This is a genomic window from Serratia sp. 2C06 (assembly GCF_050037615.1).
GTDB lineage: Bacteria > Pseudomonadota > Gammaproteobacteria > Enterobacterales > Enterobacteriaceae > Serratia > Serratia ureilytica.
This window is the reverse complement of sequence record NZ_CP188299.1, coordinates 3074416-3091596: the sequence shown is the minus strand read 5'-3', so window position 1 is coordinate 3091596 and position 17181 is coordinate 3074416. Positions and strand designations below refer to the sequence as shown.

Annotated in this window: 15 protein-coding genes, 2 tRNA genes and 4 other RNA genes; 9 read left to right on the top strand and 12 right to left on the bottom strand. The window is 60.8% G+C overall.

Features of this window, described 5'->3' with window-relative positions; genetic code table 11:
* Window positions 1-73: 73 nt before the first annotated feature.
* Window positions 74-1540 (bottom strand): peptide MFS transporter, encoded by a 1467-nt coding sequence (locus ACP3TA_RS15245; RefSeq protein ID WP_047026284.1) that lies wholly within the window; start codon window positions 1538-1540, stop codon window positions 74-76.
* 446 nt (window positions 1541-1986) lie between these two features.
* Between ACP3TA_RS15245 and ACP3TA_RS15240 the strand changes: the two genes are divergently transcribed.
* The 6 genes from ACP3TA_RS15240 (at window position 1987) to ACP3TA_RS15215 (ending at window position 3360) form a co-directional block, all read left to right on the top strand.
* Window positions 1987-2076: transfer RNA gene (locus ACP3TA_RS15240), tRNA-Ser, on the top strand.
* 528 nt (window positions 2077-2604) lie between these two features.
* Window positions 2605-2694, top strand: a tRNA-Ser gene (locus tag ACP3TA_RS15235).
* A 47-nt stretch (window positions 2695-2741) separates the two neighbouring features.
* Window positions 2742-2861: non-coding RNA, RtT sRNA (locus ACP3TA_RS15230), on the top strand.
* 46 nt (window positions 2862-2907) lie between these two features.
* Window positions 2908-3027, top strand: a non-coding RNA gene (locus ACP3TA_RS15225) — RtT sRNA.
* Window positions 3028-3073: 46 nt separating this feature from the next.
* A non-coding RNA gene (locus ACP3TA_RS15220) (RtT sRNA) lies at window positions 3074-3193 on the top strand.
* A gap of 47 nt (window positions 3194-3240) precedes the next feature.
* Window positions 3241-3360, top strand: a non-coding RNA gene (locus tag ACP3TA_RS15215) — RtT sRNA.
* A gap of 54 nt (window positions 3361-3414) precedes the next feature.
* On the opposite strand, the gene ACP3TA_RS15210 is transcribed toward ACP3TA_RS15215, so the two are convergent.
* The gene (locus ACP3TA_RS15210; protein ID WP_033642706.1) at window positions 3415-3771 is read right to left on the bottom strand and encodes a helix-turn-helix domain-containing protein; all 357 of its coding nucleotides are present in this window, start codon (window positions 3769-3771) and stop codon (window positions 3415-3417) included.
* Between the two features lie 297 nt (window positions 3772-4068).
* Between ACP3TA_RS15210 and sdeA the strand changes: the two genes are divergently transcribed.
* Together sdeA and sdeB are read left to right on the top strand one after the other, a co-directional pair.
* Complete coding sequence (sdeA, locus tag ACP3TA_RS15205) at window positions 4069-5256, top strand: multidrug efflux RND transporter periplasmic adaptor subunit SdeA (protein ID WP_089194563.1); 1188 nt, start codon at window positions 4069-4071, stop codon at window positions 5254-5256.
* 24 nt (window positions 5257-5280) lie between these two features.
* Complete coding sequence (gene sdeB, locus ACP3TA_RS15200; protein ID WP_046686866.1) at window positions 5281-8424, top strand: multidrug efflux RND transporter permease subunit SdeB; 3144 nt, start codon at window positions 5281-5283, stop codon at window positions 8422-8424.
* 65 nt (window positions 8425-8489) lie between these two features.
* Here sdeB and ACP3TA_RS15195 read toward each other — a convergent pair whose 3' ends face one another.
* The 9 genes from ACP3TA_RS15195 to hinT form a co-directional block, all read right to left on the bottom strand.
* Entirely contained in the window at window positions 8490-8969 is a 480-nt protein-coding gene (locus ACP3TA_RS15195) for an RrF2 family transcriptional regulator (protein ID WP_033642703.1), read from the bottom strand.
* Between the two features lie 265 nt (window positions 8970-9234).
* A complete protein-coding gene (locus ACP3TA_RS15190; protein ID WP_004928798.1) occupies window positions 9235-9771 on the bottom strand; it encodes a glycine zipper 2TM domain-containing protein in 537 nt (178 codons plus the stop codon).
* Between the two features lie 356 nt (window positions 9772-10127).
* Window positions 10128-11432, bottom strand: a complete 1305-nt coding sequence (locus ACP3TA_RS15185; protein WP_004928794.1) for an NAD(P)/FAD-dependent oxidoreductase — start codon at window positions 11430-11432, stop codon at window positions 10128-10130.
* A 332-nt stretch (window positions 11433-11764) separates the two neighbouring features.
* A complete protein-coding gene (gene ycfP, locus ACP3TA_RS15180) occupies window positions 11765-12307 on the bottom strand; it encodes an alpha/beta hydrolase YcfP (RefSeq protein WP_015377468.1) in 543 nt (180 codons plus the stop codon).
* A gap of 79 nt (window positions 12308-12386) precedes the next feature.
* A complete protein-coding gene (gene nagZ, locus ACP3TA_RS15175; protein WP_046686865.1) occupies window positions 12387-13406 on the bottom strand; it encodes a beta-N-acetylhexosaminidase in 1020 nt (339 codons plus the stop codon).
* 37 nt (window positions 13407-13443) lie between these two features.
* Window positions 13444-14310: a thiamine kinase gene (gene thiK, locus ACP3TA_RS15170; protein WP_033650751.1), complete on the bottom strand. Its 867-nt coding sequence runs from the start codon at window positions 14308-14310 to the stop codon at window positions 13444-13446.
* On the bottom strand, window positions 14291-14881 hold the full coding sequence (lpoB, locus tag ACP3TA_RS15165; protein WP_025302429.1) for a penicillin-binding protein activator LpoB: 591 nt from the start codon (window positions 14879-14881) through the stop codon (window positions 14291-14293). The genes thiK and lpoB overlap by 20 nt, the downstream gene beginning before the upstream one ends.
* 26 nt (window positions 14882-14907) lie before the next feature.
* The gene (locus ACP3TA_RS15160; protein WP_025302428.1) at window positions 14908-15297 is read right to left on the bottom strand and encodes a YcfL family protein; all 390 of its coding nucleotides are present in this window, start codon (window positions 15295-15297) and stop codon (window positions 14908-14910) included.
* A gap of 11 nt (window positions 15298-15308) precedes the next feature.
* Entirely contained in the window at window positions 15309-15659 is a 351-nt protein-coding gene (hinT, locus tag ACP3TA_RS15155) for a purine nucleoside phosphoramidase (protein WP_004928776.1), read from the bottom strand.
* A gap of 221 nt (window positions 15660-15880) precedes the next feature.
* Between hinT and ACP3TA_RS15150 the strand changes: the two genes are divergently transcribed.
* On the top strand, window positions 15881-16786 hold the full coding sequence (locus ACP3TA_RS15150; protein ID WP_033650750.1) for a transporter substrate-binding domain-containing protein: 906 nt from the start codon (window positions 15881-15883) through the stop codon (window positions 16784-16786).
* Here ACP3TA_RS15150 and ACP3TA_RS15145 read toward each other — a convergent pair.
* A complete protein-coding gene (locus tag ACP3TA_RS15145; protein WP_080273385.1) occupies window positions 16783-17160 on the bottom strand; it encodes a winged helix-turn-helix transcriptional regulator in 378 nt (125 codons plus the stop codon). The two genes, ACP3TA_RS15150 and ACP3TA_RS15145, sit on opposite strands and share 4 nt — an antisense overlap.
* Window positions 17161-17181: the final 21 nt, after the last annotated feature.

The window sequence follows — 17181 nt, the reverse complement described above, 5'->3', positions numbered from 1 at the left end:
CGCCGGATGCAAGCGTTAAAGCCCAAAATAAAAACAGCCCCGACCAGTGGGGCTGTTGTGCATGTGCGCAAAATCAGGCGGCAGACGCGCCGTCGCGCCGGATAAGACGCCGCAACAGCGGAATTAAAATCAGCATCGCCACGCCGACGCCCGTCGCCCCCCAACCCAGCGCGCTGAAGATTTCGCTGTAGCCGGGATTGGTTTGCAGCGGCGTACTGCCGCTATTTTCCGGCATCAGGCCGGATACGTAGCCCGCCAACACCGAAGCGACGCCGGTCACCATCATCCAGCAGCCCATCATCACGCCCTGATAGCGCGGCGGCGCCAGCTTGCCGATCATCGCGTAACCGATCGGCGAGATCATCAATTCACCGACGCTTTGCAGCACATAGCTGATGACGATCCATTTGAATGCCACCAGCCCGTCGCCGCCCGCCATGCTGATGCCCAGCGGCAGCACCAGCATGCCGAGCCCGATGCAGAACAGCGATCCGGAGAACTGCAGCGGAATGTCGATGTTGCAGCCGCGGGCGCGCAGGCGGTTGAACCACCAGGCCAGCAGCGGGCCGCCCACCACGATCACCAGCGTGTTGATGTTCTGGATCCACTGCGGTGCCACCTGAATGCCGTAAACGTTCAGATTGATGTTGTGCTCGGAGAACAGCATCAGCCCCATCGGCGCCAGCTGATACAGTGCCCAGAACACCAGCGACCCCAGCGCCAGGATCAGATAGGCCGCCATTCTGCGGCGCTCATCGCGCGGATGGTGGCGCAGCGTCACGAGGCACAGCATCAGGAAGATCAGCGCGCCGAGCACGATCACGAAATGGCCGCTGAACTCGGCATGGGTCAGCATCACGCGGATAATCGGCACCAGCGCCACCAGCACCGCCAACCCGACCAGCATGCGCCAGCGGTATTGGCTGCGGCTGGCGTCGTGGAGCGGCGTATTGAGATCGGCCAGAATGCGCCAGCGACAGACGGCGACGATGATCGCCGCCGCGTTGCCCAGCGTGGCGAACAGGAACAGCGCGCGATAATTTTCCGTCAGTTGGAAATACCCGGCCACGGTAAAGCCAACGAAGAATCCGAGGTTCATGCCGGCGTAATTCCACAGGAACGCCGATTCGCGCCGATCATCGTCCGGTTTGAAACGCTGGGTGAGCATCATATTGATGCAGGTCACGTTGAGGCCGCTGCCGGTCAGGAACATCGCCAGCCCCCAGTACAACCCCCACACGCCCGCGACGGCAATCAGCGCGCAGCCGAACACCTGCAGCACCATACCGAGCACGAACAGGTTGCGGTTGCTGAGGAAACGGCCGCCGAGATAGCCGCCGAACATGTGCAGGCCATAGTTGAAGGCGCCGAACACGCCCATCATGGCATTGGCGCTGCTTTCGTTGAAACCCAATCGCTTGGTGGCGTACAGCACCAGCGTGGAATAGAGCACGGCGAAACCCAGCGTGGCGAAGATCTGGATGAAGAACAGCGCCCCCGCGCCGGGGGGAATGGCATGGCGCGCTTGCGGCGCCGGCATGGCATCTGAAGGAGTCAAAACGAACCTCTACTGCATTATTATGTAATGAGTCTGTCCCTGTCTGCGGTATCGCCGGCCTGTCACCCGGCAATCTGCGCGGCGACGTGATGTTCCTTGCCAAAAACGCCGCGCCGACATGATTCCATTTAGCGACACATCTGACTAATAATCCAGTATTAATGCATATAACAGCAAACAACCCAACCTCAATGGCGAGATATTGAGCTATTTGTACAGAAAAAAGTCAAACAATCGGCTTTCACGCATTTTGCTCGCTGCCGCCCTGTCTGCCGGCGGCCGAGAGTCAGGATATCGTTCGGTAAATCAGCAAATTGCTGCAAGTTTGGCTAAACAGTCATGAGAATGAAATAAGAGGGTTGACGCTGAGATCAGATTCTCCTACATTAGCGCCCGTCGACAGCGCAAGGCGTTATCGGCAACAAAACGGTGAGGTGTCTGAGTGGCTGAAGGAGCACGCCTGGAAAGTGTGTATACGCGAAAGTGTATCGAGGGTTCGAACCCCTCTCTCACCGCCAACTTCAAAGAGAAAGCCTGGATTCGCGTCCAGGCTTTTTTTTGCATGGTGCACCGCCGAGAGGGGCGAGAAGCCTCGACAGGGTTCGACAAAACGCCCGCGTTTTGGACCGCCAACGGCGGCCCGTAGGGTGAGCGCAGCGAATCAAGCCCTCTCTCACCGCCAAATTCAAAGAGAAAGCCTGGATTCGCGTCCAGGCTTTTTTTTTGCATGGTGCATCGCCGAGAGGGGTGAGAAGCCTCGACAGGGTTCGACAAAACGCCCGCGTTTTGGACCGCCAACGGCGGCCCGCCGCGAACGCCTCCCGCCTTACGCTGCCGAGGTTCCCCTTTTTCTCGGTTCTCCTCGAACCGTCTCTCTGATTTTCTCGCCCTTTCATGACTTCTGACGTGTAGTTCGCCGCAGTTTTCAACAAAGTGAACACGGCTTGAGCGGACAAGCAAAAACACAGAAATTATTCTTGACCGGATCGGCCCCACTCCCTATAGTAGCGCCCCGTTGCAGCGATGATTTCGCAACAAAAAAATATGGTGAGGTGTCCGAGTGGCTGAAGGAGCACGCCTGGAAAGTGTGTATACGCGAAAGTGTATCGAGGGTTCGAATCCCTCCCTCACCGCCATATTCTAACGAGAAAGCCTGAGCGAAAGTTCAGGCTTTTTTGTATGCATAGCGCACCGACCGGGAGGGTGAGAACCCTCGACAGGGTTCGACAAAACGCCTGCGTTTTGGACCGCCAACGGCGGCCCGCAGGGTGAGCGCAGCGAATCTATCCCTCCCTCACCGCCATATTCTACGAAGAAGCCTGAACTCGCGTTCAGGCTTTTTTGTTTGCATCGCGCACCGAGCGGGAGGGTGAGAATCCTCGACAGGGTTCGACAAAACGCCTGCGTTTTGGACCGCCAACGGCGGCCCGCAGGGTGAGCGCAGCGAATCTATCCCTCCCTCACCGCCATATTCTACGAAGAAGCCTGAACTCGCGTTCAGGCTTTTTTGTTTGCATAGCGCATCGACCGGGAGGGTGAGAATCCTCGACAGGGTTCGACAAAACGCTCGCGTTTTGGACCGCCAACGGCGGCCCGCAGGGTGAGCGTAGCGAATCAATCCCTCCCTCACCGCCATATTCTAACGAGAAAGCCTGAGCGAAAGTTTAGGCTTTTTTGTTTGCATCGCGTACCGACCGGGAGGGTGAGAACCCTCGACAGGGTTCGACAAAACGCCTGCGTTTTGGACCGCCAACGGCGGCCCGCAGGGTGAGCGCAGCGAATCAATCCCTCCCTTACCACCATACAAAAAAGCCCGAACGCAAATTCAGGCTTTTTTATTCCCACTGCCAAACCGCTCAGTGGTGCGTGCATCTCACCGCCGTCGGCTGCGCCAGTGCGCGGCGCCAGTCCCCCGGCGTTTGGCCGAACTGGCGTTTGAAGCTGCGGTTGAACGACTGCTGGGAGTCGAAGCCGAGCGAGATCGCCACGCTGACGATCGGTTCGCCGCTGTTGGCCAGGCGCTCCGCCGACACCTTCAGTTTTTGCATGCGGATATACTCCCCCAACGCATAGCCGGTCTGGCGCTTGAACATGCGCTGCAGATGCCATTTGGAGTAGCCCGCGCGGTCCGCTACGGTGTTGATATCCAGTTTTTCTTCCAGATTGTTGTCGATCCACGTCTTCAAATCGGTAATGAAACCCGTCGTGTTCATGCTGATGCTCCCATCATGTCGGCAGGGTCCCCCTCTGCCCAGTGCGCATACGTTGCAACAGTTTCGCTTTAAATGCAATTTTTATTATTGCATTTACCAGAAAGCCGCCTCTATACTCCACCCAATTAATGTAACCGATATTGATACATTAATGTGACACCAATATGTTTCAAAACCTAACGTTGCGCCATGACAAAGCGCGGCGCCCCTTCCGCCGAACGCCGGCATGAAGGGAAAAGCCCGGAAAACAGGGCTGGGTATGGGGCCAGACAGCGCTTACTTATCGGAATAAAAATAATGCCAAATCAACCAAACTCATCGTTCAACGCCGGCGGCCGCACGCGCGCCTTCGCTCTGGGCCAGCGGCTCTCCGGGGTGGCGCTGCTGGCCGCCCTGCTCGCCGGGTGTGACAACAGCGTCGCGCACAACGCCCCGCCACCGCCGCCGGTGGTCAGCGCCGCCAGCGTGGTGGTCAAACCGATCAGCCAGTGGGATGCGTTCAATGGCCGGGTCGAAGCGGTGCAAAGCGTACAGCTGCGCCCGCGGGTTTCCGGCTACATCGAGCGGGTCAACTACACCGAAGGCGACGAGGTGAAGAAAGGCCAGGTGCTGTTCACCATTGACGATCGCACCTACCGCGCCGCGCGCGAACAGGCGCAGGCGGAGCTGGTGCGGGCGCGCAATCAGGCAGCCCTCGCGCGCAGCGAATCTTCGCGAACCGAGAAACTGATCGGCACTCAGGCCATCTCGCAAGAGGTGTGGGAACAGCGCCGTTCGTCCGCCGCGCAGGCGCAAAGCAACGTGCTGGCGGCGCAGGCCCAGCTCGATATGGCGCAGCTTAATCTCGACTTTACCCGCGTCACCGCCCCGATCGACGGGCGCGCCAGCCGCGCGATGATCACCGCCGGCAACCTGGTCACCGCCGGCGACAGCGCCAGCGTGCTGACGACGCTGGTATCGCTCGATAAGGTTTACGTCTATTTCGACGTGGATGAGGCGACCTTCCTGCGCTATCAGCAGCAGGGTCGGCATGACGCCCGCTTGCCGGTGAAGGTGGGCCTGGTGGGCGAAGACGGCACCCCGCACCAAGGGCTGGTGGATTTCACCGATAACCAACTGAACGCCGGTACCGGCACCATCCGCATGCGCGCCCTGCTCGACAACCGCGATCGTCGCTTCACGCCGGGGCTGTTCGCACGCGTGCAGATGCCCGGCAGCGCCGAGTTCAACGCCATGCTGATCGACGATAAAGCGGTCATGACCGACCAAAACCGCAAGTTCGTTTACATCGTCGATAAAGACGGTAAGGCGCAGCGCCGCGACATCGACGTGGGCCGCATGGCCGAAGGATTGCGCATCGTGCAGAAAGGGTTGGCAAACGGCGATCGGGTGATCGTCGACGGCATGCAGAAAGTGTTTATGCCGGGCATGCCGGTCGACGCGAAAAGCGTCGCGATGACCACCACCGCTTCCGCACTTAACTAAGCCCCCAGCCGAGACTTCTGACCCATGGACTTTTCCCGTTTTTTCATCGACCGGCCGATCTTCGCCGCAGTGCTGTCGATACTGATTTTTGTCGCCGGGGTGATCGCCATTCCGCTGCTGCCGATCAGCGAGTACCCGGACGTGGTGCCGCCCAGCGTGCAGGTGCGCGCCGAATACCCGGGCGCCAACCCGAAAGAGATCGCTGAAACGGTGGCCACGCCGCTGGAAGAAGCGATCAACGGTGTCGAAAACATGATGTACATGAAATCGGTCGCCGGTTCCGACGGCGTGCTGGTGACCACCGTCACCTTCCGCCCCGGCACCGATCCCGATCAGGCGCAGGTGCAGGTGCAAAACCGCGTGGCACAGGCCGAAGCGCGCCTGCCGGAAGATGTGCGCCGCCAGGGCATCACTACCCAGAAACAGTCTCCGGCGCTGACGCTGGTGGTGCATCTGGTATCGCCTTCCGGCAAGTACGACTCGCTGTACCTGCGCAACTACGCCACCCTGAAGGTCAAGGATGAACTGGCTCGCCTGCCGGGCGTCGGCCAGGTGCAGATCTTCGGCGCCGGCGAATACGCAATGCGCATCTGGCTCGATCCGAACAAGGTCGCCGCGCGCGGGCTGACCGCCTCCGACGTGGTGAGCGCCATGCAGGAGCAGAACGTGCAGGTCTCCGCCGGCCAGCTCGGCGCGGAGCCGATGCCGACGCGCAGCGACTATCTGCTGTCGATCAACGCCCAGGGCCGCCTGCAAACCGAAGAAGAGTTCGGCAACATCATTCTCAAGAGCGGCGATAACGGCGAGATCGTGCGGCTGCGCGACGTGGCGCGCATCGAAATGGGTTCCGGCAGCTACGCGCTGCGCGCCCAGCTCAATAACAAGGATGCGGTCGGCATCGGCATCTTCCAGTCGCCGGGCGCCAACGCCATAGAGCTGTCGGATGCGGTGCGCGGCAAGATGGCCGAGCTGGCGACCCGCTTCCCGGACGGCATGAGCTGGAAATCGCCGTACGATCCGACGGTGTTCGTGCGCGATTCGATCCGCGCGGTGGTGGATACCCTGCTGGAAGCGGTGATCCTGGTGGTGCTGGTGGTCATTCTGTTCCTGCAGACCTGGCGCGCTTCGATCATTCCGCTGTTGGCGGTCCCGATCTCCGTGGTCGGTACCTTCGCCGCGCTGTATCTGCTCGGCTTCTCGCTCAACACCCTTAGCCTGTTCGGGCTGGTGCTGGCGATCGGCATCGTGGTGGATGACGCCATCGTGGTGGTGGAGAACGTCGAGCGCAACATCGAAGAGGGGCTGTCGCCGCTGGCGGCAGCGCACCAGGCGATGCGCGAGGTCTCCGGCCCGATCATCGCCATCGCCGTGGTGCTGTGCGCGGTGTTTGTGCCGATGGCGTTCCTCTCGGGCGTTACCGGCCAGTTCTACAAACAGTTCGCCGTCACCATCGCCATCTCGACGGTGATCTCCGCCATCAACTCGCTGACCCTGTCGCCGGCGCTGGCGGCGCGCTTGCTGAAGCCGCACGGCGCGCCGAAAGATCTGCCGTCGCGCCTGATCGACCGGCTGTTCGGCTGGTTGTTCCGGCCGTTCAACCGCTTCTTCGCCAGCGGCTCGCAGCGTTATCAGCACGGGGTATCCCGCGTGCTGGGCCGACGCGGCGCAGTGTTCGTCGTCTACCTGCTGCTGCTGGTCGCCGCCGGGGTGATGTTCAAGACCGTGCCCGGCGGCTTTATCCCGACGCAGGACAAGCTGTATCTGATTGGCGGCGTGAAGATGCCGGAAGGCGCCTCGCTGGAGCGCACCGATGCGGTGATCCGCAAGATGAGCGCCATCGGCCTGAGCGTGGACGGCGTCACCGATGCGGTGGCCTTCCCCGGCCTGAACGCGCTGCAGTTCACCAATACGCCGAATACCGGCACGGTGTTCTTCGCGCTGGAGTCATTGAGCACCCGTACCCGCACCGCGGCGCAGATCAACGCCGAGATTAACGCGCGCATTTCACAGATCCAGGAAGGTTTCGCCTTCTCGATCATGCCGCCGCCGATCCTCGGCATCGGCCAGGGTTCCGGCTATTCGCTGTACGTGCAGGATCGCGGCGGGCTGGGTTACGGCGCGCTGCAGACCGCGATCAACACGATGTCCGGCGCCATTATGCAAACGCCGGGCATGGGCTTCCCGATCTCCTCTTATCAGGCCAACGTGCCGCAGCTGGACGCCAAAATCGATCGCGACAAGGCCAAGGCCCAAGGGGTGCCGCTCAATGCGCTGTTCAGCACGCTGCAGACCTACCTCGGTTCGTCTTACATCAACGACTTTAACCGTTACGGCCGCACCTGGAAGGTGATGGCGCAGGCCGACGGCCAGTTCCGCGACAGCGTGGAAGACATCGCCAACCTGCGTACCCGCAACGACAAAGGCGAAATGGTGCCGATCGGCAGTATGGTCAGCATCGGCACGACCTACGGCCCGGATCCGGTGATCCGCTACAACGGTTTCCCGGCGGCGGACCTGATCGGCGACGCCGATCCGCGCGTCCTCTCCTCTACCCAGGCGATGAGCGCACTGACGCAAATGGCCGACAAGCTGTTGCCGAACGGCATGAACATCCAGTGGACCGATCTGAGCTACCAGCAATCGACCCAGGGCAACGCCGCGCTGGTGGTGTTCCCGGTCGCGGTGCTGCTGGCGTTCCTCGCGCTGGCGGCGCTGTATGAAAGCTGGACGCTGCCGCTGGCGGTGATCCTGATCGTGCCGATGACCATGCTGTCGGCGCTGTTCGGCGTGTGGTTGACCGGCGGCGACAACAACGTGTTCGTGCAGGTCGGGTTGGTCGTTCTGATGGGACTGGCCTGCAAGAACGCTATTCTGATCGTCGAGTTCGCCCGCGAGCTGGAAATGCAGGGCAAAGGCATCGTCGAGGCAGCGCTGGAAGCCTGTCGCCTGCGGTTGCGACCGATCGTGATGACCTCCATCGCCTTCATCGCCGGCACCATCCCGCTGATCCTCGGCCACGGCGCCGGCGCCGAAGTGCGCGGCGTCACCGGCATCACGGTGTTCTCCGGCATGCTGGGGGTCACGCTGTTCGGGCTGTTCCTGACGCCGGTGTTCTACGTCACCCTGCGTCGCCTGGTGGCACGCAAAACGCAGACACAGACGGCGTAATCCTCGTCTTAACATGCAAAAAGGTCGGGCATTGCCCGACCTTTCTTTATGCATCAGAACCGCGATTATTTATCGGCGGTTTCGGCCTCTTGCGCGGCGGCGTATTCCGCACAGGCGCGCTTGTCGCCCCGCTCCAGTTCGGCCAGCGAGTCAGCCACGGTGTGGCGCGCCAGCACCGCGAGCGAAGCCTGCTCGGCCTCGTTCACCACCGATTTGAAATACCAACAGGCGTTGGCGCTCACCAGGCAACGGGCCGGCACTTCAGGGCGTGAGGCCCAGATGCGCTTGTCGTCGATCACCGCCAGGTAGATATCCCGCAGGGTAATCTCTTCCGCCGGGCGGCCAAGGTGGATAGAGCCGTTTCGGCCCAGGGTGGAAACGATGATGCCGTCTTTGGTCAGCGGCACCATCAGTTTGCGGATAAAGCTCGGGTTAGCTTCCAGAGTGGCGGCGAGCGTGGCGCTCGTCGAACGCATGCCCTGCTTCTCAGCTACGGCGACGCTAAGGACCATTTGCAACGCTGTCGGAAAGCGAAAATCTAACATGTCGTTATCTCTGCGAGACGAAATACTCGGGTTTGGCCGGTGCGGCGATTAGCGCCGAACACACCGCTTAATCGCACAATAATATAACAAACGCGGGGGCTTTTTTGAAGTTTTGCCCAGTGATATCGCACGCAGACATTAGAACGATCGTCGAATTCGCGGGCAGACAAAAAGCAGAAACCCGCGTCAATGTTAACGCCGCTCGCTTAACCGAGTTAAACGATCAGAACTAACACTGCCCGCGGGTTTAATTCGAATGCGTCGATCAGGCTCTGTTCAGCACCAGCTGGCCGTTTTTGTCCAACGGGATTTGGGTGCCTGGATCGTGATCCATGCGGATCTTGCCCTGCTGATTGCCGATCTTGTAGGTCACGTCATAGCCCAGCATTTTCTGAGACTTGTCGTAGACCGTTTTGCAACGCTGCTGAACGCTGGTGGTGACGTCGTTATTCTGCATCGCCCCTTGCACCTGGTTACCGGCGTAGCCGCCGCCCAGAGCGCCCACCACGGTCGCCACGTCGCGTCCGCGACCGCCGCCGAACTGGTGGCCGATCACGCCGCCCGCCACTGCGCCCAGCACAGAACCGGCGATGCGGTTTTCATCCTGCACCGGTGCACGGTGCGTGACGGTGACGTTGCGGCATTCCTGACGCGGCGTTTTGATGGTTTCTTTAATCGGCGTTGCGGCGAGCACCTGCGCATATTGCGGACCGGCAGAAAAGACGTCCAGGCTGGCTACCGCGGCAATCCCCAGAGCGGCAGCGATGCCAATCCCAACACCGGCTAACATTGACTTGTTCACAGGAAACCTCCTGAAAGTGTTACCACGCATTTTTTCCGGGTCTGTTACCGGCATGGCACCGCGCTTATTATTTTGCGCATGGGCGGCTTGCGGTATCCCGGTTTACGGCGTGCGCGACGCGCCGTCTGTAAACGAGGTAAAGTCTGCACAATGATTTGAGGGCTCGCAATAAGACAAGGGGACCAAAAATGCGGGAAAACGGCCGTTTTGCCGTTGTTTAGGAGGAATCTTAAGAATTTTACCCATGTCGGCGACAGCTTATGCTGAAGAATCAAGCAACCGCCGCCGTTAGCCTCGCCCCGCCATAAAAAAACCCGCGCGGGCGAACCGGCGCGGGTTGATCGACAACGGCGGGATCAGTGCATCTTCAGACGCGGGCGGATCACCCGGTTAATGCCGCCCACCAGCATCATCAGGCCGGTTTTGATGTAGCCGTGCAGCGCCACCTGGTGCATGCGGTACAGCGAGATGTAGACGAAACGCGCAATGCGCCCTTCCACCATCATCGAGCCGCGCATCAGGTTGCCCATCAGGCTGCCGACGGTGCTGAAGCGCGACAGCGACACCAGCGAACCGTGGTCTTTGTACACGTAAGGCTTCAGCGTCTGACCGTTCATCAGCGCCAGGATATTGGTGGCGCAGCGTGAGGCCATCTGGTGCGCCGACTGGGCGCGTGGCGGCACGAAACCGCCGCCCTCTTTCGGGCAAGAGGCGCAGTCGCCGATGGCGAAGATGTTCGGATCGCGCGTGGTCTGCAGCGTCGGCTCCACCACCAACTGGTTGATGCGGTTGGTTTCCAGGCCGCCGATGTCCTTCATAAAGTCCGGCGCTTTGATGCCTGCCGCCCATACCATCAGATCGGCGTCGATGAACTCGCCGCCCTTGGTATTCAGGCCTTTGGCGTCCGCGCTGGTCACCATGGTATTGGTCAGCACGCGCACGCCCAACTTGATCAGCTCCTGGTGAGCCGCAGCGGAAATGCGCGGCGGCAGCGCCGGCAGAATGCGCTCGCCGGCTTCGACCAGCGTCACGTTGAGCGCGCTGTTGTCCAGGCCTTCAAAACCGTAGCTGTGCAGCTGTTTCACCGCGTTGTGCAGTTCGGCGGACAGTTCAACGCCGGTGGCGCCGCCGCCGACGATGGCGATGTTGACCCGCTCTTTTTGCCCCGGCTGCGCCGAGAACTTCAGGAACAGGTTAAGCATTTCGTTGTGGAAACGACGTGCCTGATGCGGGTTATCCAGGAAGATGCAGTGCTCTTTCACGCCCGGCGTACCGAAATCGTTTGAGGTGCTGCCCAGCGCCATCACCAGGATGTCGTACGGCAGTTCACGCGCCGGCACCAGCTCGCCGCCCTGCTCGTCGCAGATCTGCGCCAGCTGCAGCGTTTGCGTCTCGCGGTTGATGTTGGTCAACGACCCCAGCTGGAAACTGAAATGGTGATTGCGCGCGTGCGCCAGGTAGCTGAGCGCATCCACGCCGTCATCGAGGGAGCCGGTCGCCACTTCGTGCAACAGCGGTTTCCACAAATGGCTGTGGTTGCGATCCACCAGCGTGATCTCGGCTTTGTTCTTACGGCCAAGTTTATGGCCCAGGCTGGTCGCCAGCTCCAGACCACCGGCGCCGCCGCCGACAATAACGATTTTCTTCTTTGGCGTTGTCAAAATAACCCCCTAAATGTGAACCATTTGTTATCCCAGGGTAAATAAATAATATCCTTAGAATACATAGGGTTCACGTAAAATAAATCGGCTCTCTGCAGCCAGAATAGCATGTGAGGTTATTTGGTCATACCAAAATTGACGTACATCAATTTTTTTTGGTTAAAGGCTGGACGAGGGCATTTTTTGGGGATTGCGATTCAAATAGTTAGCGCTGAGTCACAGTTTTAAATTTTGCCGATTGCCACGCAAAATCTGGCTTTGGCGCACAAAAAAGCCGCACTTTCCGTCGGTGAAAAACGGGGAGCGCGGCTCGCGGCAGCGTTATGAAACTGTTAACCCAGCGCCTTGAACGCCTTGAGCCGCTGCAGATGCGGCGAGATGTTTTTGAACTTGTGCGTCTGCTGTTCATCCCACACGATCTCGTAGTAGTGATGCAGCAATTCGGCGCTGCGCCGGTTATCCAGCACCTCGTCGTGGCGCGACAGCACCACCAGACAGCGATCGCGGTTTTTCTCGCGGAAATCCTCCACGCACTTGGTGGCGATATCGCGATACTCTTCCGGCCGGTCTATCTTGCCGTGCATGTGCTCTTCCGGGTACAGGTTGGGATTGAACATCGCCTGGCGAATGCCGCACAGGAAGCCGATGCGCTCCGCCCAGAAGCCGCCGAGGCCGACCCCGCAGATCAACGGGTGCGCATCGCCGCCCTGCTGCACCGCCTTGTCCACCTCTTTCAACAGATGCTGCATGTCGTGACGCGGGTGTAGCGTGCTGTAGCTGATAAAGCGCACATCCGGATCGATAAACTGCAGCTGTAACACCTTTTCATGATTGCCGGGGCTGGTGGAATCGAAGCCGTGCAAATAGATAATCATGTGGATCCTCGCAACAAGCCAAGGGCCGCGGGCGCGGCCCTCATCATTTCCGCTCTGCGCCGCGATGCGGCGCCTGGATTCACCCTTGCGAACGCTGCTTGTGCTCCTCCCAGCGTTCGCTCAGCGCGCTGAGCGCCTTGTGCGCCTGCTGCCAGCGCTCGGAGTCGCGCAGTTCCTGACGGGTGAACTGACCGCGATGATATAACCGCTTCACCTTCTCTGCTTTGACCGGGGACAGGTTATCCAACACGCTGACCGCGCCTGCGCGGTGGTTGCACACCAGGATCATGTCGCAACCGGCATCCAGCGCCGCCTGGCCGCGTTCGGCATAGCTGCCCATGATGGCGGCGCCTTCCATCGACAGATCGTCGGAGAAAATCACGCCGTCGAAGCCCAGCTCCTGACGCAGGATCTGCTGCAGCCAGTACGGCGAGCCGCTGGCCGGACGCGGGTCCGCTTCAGTATAGATGACGTGAGCCGGCATGACGGCGTCCAGCAATTGACGATTGATCAGCTCGCGGAAGATCGCCATGTCATGCTCGCGGATCTGCGCCAGCGGTCGCGGATCGCGCGGGGTTTCCTTGTGCGAATCGGCGCTGACGGCGCCGTGCCCCGGGAAGTGCTTACCGGTGGTTTTCATGCCGGCACTGTGCATGCCGAGGATAAAGCGCTCCGCCATCGCCAACGCCTGCTGCGGATCGCTGTGGAACGAACGCTCGCCGATCGCCGCGCTGGCATGGCCGATGTCCAGCACCGGCGCAAAGCTGATGTCGATATCCTGCGCGATCATCTCCGCCGCCATCAGCCAGCCGGCCTCCTGCGCCAGGCGGCCACCTTCTTGCGCATCGTTCAAGGCGGCGAACGATTGCGCCGCCGGCAAGCGGGTGAAGCCTTCGCGGAAGCGCTGCACGCGCCCGCCCTCCTGATCCACGGCCACCACCAGCCGATCGTGCGAAGCGGCGCGGATCTGGCGCACCAGCTCACGCAGCTGCTCCGCATCGTGGAAATTGCGGGTAAACAGGATCAATCCGCCAACCAGCGGGTGTTTCAGAATCTCGCGTTCTTCTGCATCCAGCTCGTAGCCGGCGACATCTAGCATTACTGGGCCCACGGGCACCTCACTTCATATTGTTCGTTCAGAATTCGGATGATGATAAACAGAATTGCCGGCGCAGCGCCGCGCCCCAGCGCAAAAATTCAACGTCGCCGCTCTGCTGCCAGCGCACTTCAAACCACAGCAGCATCAGATAATCCACCCACGGCAGCCAGCGCTGCACCTGCGCCTGCAGCCGGGCGACGTCGTGATAGCCCTGACGCGCGTAGTGCTGCAAAAAGCGCTGCTGCGGCTCAGCCGCCCAGCCGTTGCCGCGAAACAGCGCGGCGATATCCAACGCCACATCGCCGTCGGCGGCATACTCCCAGTCGATAAGTCGCAGCCCCTCGCCGGTCGCGAGCAAATTGCCCGGGTGGATGTCCATGTGCAGCGGCGCCAGGCGTAATGGCCGCGGCGGCGCGCAGCGTAAGAAATGACGCTGCCAACGCAGCCAGGCGGGGGTTAAACGCCGCGTATCCAGCTGCTGCCAGTAGCGGAGGAACTGCCGCCGCAGATCCAGCCGGTAACCGCTGAGCGGCCGCCGGTGCAGCGTCGTCGCCATCGCCGCCAGCTCGCCGCGTTGATTCAGCATGTCAAACTCAGCTTCTGTGACGATGTCACCTTCGAGCCATTCGAGGACAAGCCACTGATTATTCTGCGCGAAAACCCGTGGCCCCAGCCCCGACGCGCAGCGACGCAAGACCTGCGCTTCCCGCCGTCTGCTCACGCCTAGCGCGCGTTTCTCCGCGCTGTTTTGCCGCGCCAGCAGCGTAATGCCCGATCCGTCGATGCGCCAGCTCTCGCCGGTCAGCCCCTGCACCGGGCTGAAATGACAACCGGCGGTATTCACCGCCGGCAGTCTGGTTTCCATCAATTGTCGCAGCGCGGCCTCAGCGTTTAACGGCGCCATTGCCCGACCAGACGATCTCGCCGGTTTGCACCAGCATCAGCTGCATATCCAACGCCGGCGACTTCACGTCGCCGCTGACGTCGCTGTACAACACGTACTGCGCGCCGACGATGCGCGCCAGGCCAATCGCCTTGCTGCGCGAGCCGAAGCTGTCATCCGCCGACAGGCCCAGCGTTTGTCTGGCGCTCGTCAGCTTCGCTTCCGGCACCACGCTAAAGGTGGAGTTCGATGCCAGCGCCTTATACAGCGCCGCGGTGGCTTTGCCCATCTGCAGCGAGCCGTTGGTGTTGTTCTTGACGCTGTCCAGCAGCAGCACGCTGCCGGCCGTGACGCCATCGGCCTTCAGCATCTGATTCACCAGCGGCTGAACGCTGCCCAGCCAGTCGAGCTGCTGGATTTTCGGCGGCTGCGGCACCGGCTCGGTGGTTGGCGGCTGCGGTTGCTCGACCGGCGGCGTCGGCTGTTCCGGTTCGACGGTGACCGGCGGCAACGGCTGATCCGGCTCAGGCGGGCGCGACAGACAGCCGCTCAGGGTGAATGCGGCCAGCGCCACTAAGACGTACTTTTTCATGCTTTTTCTCCAAACCTGGCAAGCGCTTACAGGTACAGATACAGACGCGCGCTTTTAGCTTCCAGATTACCGTTAATCGAGTAGATTTTGGCGTCCGAGTTAGGCGCCACGACGATCTCACGCGGTTTCTCGAAGGGGCGAATATCCAGCCCCTGCGCGTCGTACCAATAGAAACGATAATGCACGGTGACCGGCGTCGGTTGGCTGTTATTGAGCACCGAAGTCGCCATCACCCGCCCGGAAGCGTTCGAGACAGAGGGCGTATCGGCAAAAATGCCGGCGGTCAGCACCGAAGGATCCATCACCACCGTTTGCCCCCGGTTAACCGCGATGCCGGATGGCGAACTGCACCCCATCAGCAACGCGGCGGGCAGCGCCAACGCCATCAGACAACGCAGAGTTTTTTTACCGCGCATGATTTCCTCGCTTAACGTGACAGCAGCGGCCCCAGCGAGCGGCCACCGACCAGGTGCATATGAATATGATAGACCTCCTGACCGGCGTGGCGGTTGCAGTTGACGATCAGGCGGTAGCCGTCCTCGGCGATGCCTTCCTGTTCGGCGATTTTCGCCGCGGCGGTGATCATGCGGCCCAATGCGGCCTCATGCTCCACGGTCACGTCGTTGACGGTTGGGATCAGCACGTTGGGAACGATCAGCACATGGGTAGGCGCCTGGGGGGAGATGTCACGGAAAGCGGTGACCAGTTCATCCTGGTAAACCACATCAGCAGGGATTTCGCGGCGGATAATTTTACTGAAAATCGTTTCTTCGGCCATCTGGCGTTCCTTGTTTTACACAATTAGCTGTACGCAGTATGAGTGACAAATTCTACTGCTTTCAACCTGATTGCGCACTTTCCACGTCGAGTGCTGCAGATTCGCGCAGGCCGTCGCCCCGCTTGTGCATCTTTTCACTTTGGTTATTCACTATTGTTGCTTTACTTGCCCCGCACCGCCGCCAATAGTAACCCCATGATTAACAAAGGATAGAGGGTACTATGCCACTGAAGATTGCGGCGCTGTGCGCGCTGTTGCTGAGCGCCGCCGTGCAGGCGGCCACGACGGGCGGTATCGACCTGCAGGCTAACCGAGAGCCGATACGCGCGGAGAAAAACCCGGCGGCTATCGCGCTGATCCCGGCGAACTTTCACTTCGCGGTGCCCGGCAAGCTGACGGTGGCGGTAGCATTCGAGAACTCCCCGCCGCTGGCGCTGTTCGCCGAAGACAATAAAACGCTGATCGGTAGCGATCCGGACATCGCCCGCCTGGTGGCCGACAGCCTCGGGCTGGAGCTGAATCTGGTGCCCACCTCCTGGGAAGATTGGCCCTTGGGCATCAGTGCGGGCAAATACGATGCGGCGATCTTCAACATCGCCGTCACCAAACAGCGTAAAACCAAATTCGACTTCGCCACTTACCGGGTGGACACGCTGGGCTTTTACGTCAAATCCACCAGCCACATCACCGCGATCAATCGCCCGCAGGACGTGGCCGGGCTGCGGATCATCGTCGGATCCGGCACCAATCAGGAAAACATTCTGCTGGGATGGGATAAGCAGAATCGCGCCGCCGGGCTGCCGCCGGTACAGCCGATCTACGTGACCGACGACGCCGCCACCAACCTCAGCATTCAGTCCGGGCGCGCCGATGCGTTCTTCGGCCCCCACTCCACCGGCGCCTACAAGGCGGCGCTGACCGGCAAAACCAAAATGGTCGGCATCGGCCCCAACGTGGCCTACGTCGCGGTCACCACCAAAAAAGGCAACGGATTGGTGAACGCCGTCAACGCCGCGATCAATGGCGCGATCGTCAGCGGCGAATACGCGCAGGTGCTGGAACGCTGGGGCGAAGGCGACGAAAAGGTCGAGCGTTCAACCATCAACCCGCCGGGCATCGGCGACTAACCGCCGATCAGCTGCGGGGCATGCCGACGCATCCACTCGGCCAACGAGTCCAGCGTCGGCCGCAGCGATTTGCCCAGCGCAGTGACCTGATACTCCACCCGCGGCGGCACTTCGGGATACACCTGCCGCGTCACCAGACCGCGTTGTTCGAACAGCCGCAGCTGGCGCGTCAGCTCTTTTTGCGCGATGGGCGCCACCGCCCGCTGCAGCTCGCTGAATCGCACCGGGCCATCGATTATGATCAGCCGGTACAGGATGGGTATCGCCCATTTGCCCGACACCAGATTGACGAAGTCCACCATCGGGCAGGGTTCGCCCGCCGTCGGCAGCGCCGACAAATTATTTTCCGCCGTTAAAGGCGCTTGCGTCGTCATTTCATCCCTCCTCGTCCTTTA

What these genes read in the sequence shown, in the direction of transcription:
- lpoB (WP_025302429.1), bottom strand. Translation starts at nt 14,881, where the DNA reads ATGAAAAAGTACGTCTTAGTGGCGCTGGCCGCATTCACCCTGAGCGGC.
- ACP3TA_RS15145 (WP_080273385.1), bottom strand. Translation starts at nt 17,160, where the DNA reads ATGACGACGCAAGCGCCTTTAACGGCGGAAAATAATTTGTCGGCGCTG.
- thiK (WP_033650751.1), bottom strand. Translation starts at nt 14,310, where the DNA reads ATGGCGCCGTTAAACGCTGAGGCCGCGCTGCGACAATTGATGGAAACC.
- ACP3TA_RS15245 (WP_047026284.1), bottom strand. Translation starts at nt 1,540, where the DNA reads ATGCCGGCGCCGCAAGCGCGCCATGCCATTCCCCCCGGCGCGGGGGCG.
- ACP3TA_RS15210 (WP_033642706.1), bottom strand. Translation starts at nt 3,771, where the DNA reads ATGAACACGACGGGTTTCATTACCGATTTGAAGACGTGGATCGACAAC.
- sdeB (WP_046686866.1), top strand. Translation starts at nt 5,281, where the DNA reads ATGGACTTTTCCCGTTTTTTCATCGACCGGCCGATCTTCGCCGCAGTG.
- ACP3TA_RS15195 (WP_033642703.1), bottom strand. Translation starts at nt 8,969, where the DNA reads ATGTTAGATTTTCGCTTTCCGACAGCGTTGCAAATGGTCCTTAGCGTC.
- nagZ (WP_046686865.1), bottom strand. Translation starts at nt 13,406, where the DNA reads ATGCTAGATGTCGCCGGCTACGAGCTGGATGCAGAAGAACGCGAGATT.
- sdeA (WP_089194563.1), top strand. Translation starts at nt 4,069, where the DNA reads ATGCCAAATCAACCAAACTCATCGTTCAACGCCGGCGGCCGCACGCGC.
- ACP3TA_RS15150 (WP_033650750.1), top strand. Translation starts at nt 15,881, where the DNA reads ATGCCACTGAAGATTGCGGCGCTGTGCGCGCTGTTGCTGAGCGCCGCC.
- ACP3TA_RS15160 (WP_025302428.1), bottom strand. Translation starts at nt 15,297, where the DNA reads ATGCGCGGTAAAAAAACTCTGCGTTGTCTGATGGCGTTGGCGCTGCCC.
- ycfP (WP_015377468.1), bottom strand. Translation starts at nt 12,307, where the DNA reads ATGATTATCTATTTGCACGGCTTCGATTCCACCAGCCCCGGCAATCAT.
- hinT (WP_004928776.1), bottom strand. Translation starts at nt 15,659, where the DNA reads ATGGCCGAAGAAACGATTTTCAGTAAAATTATCCGCCGCGAAATCCCT.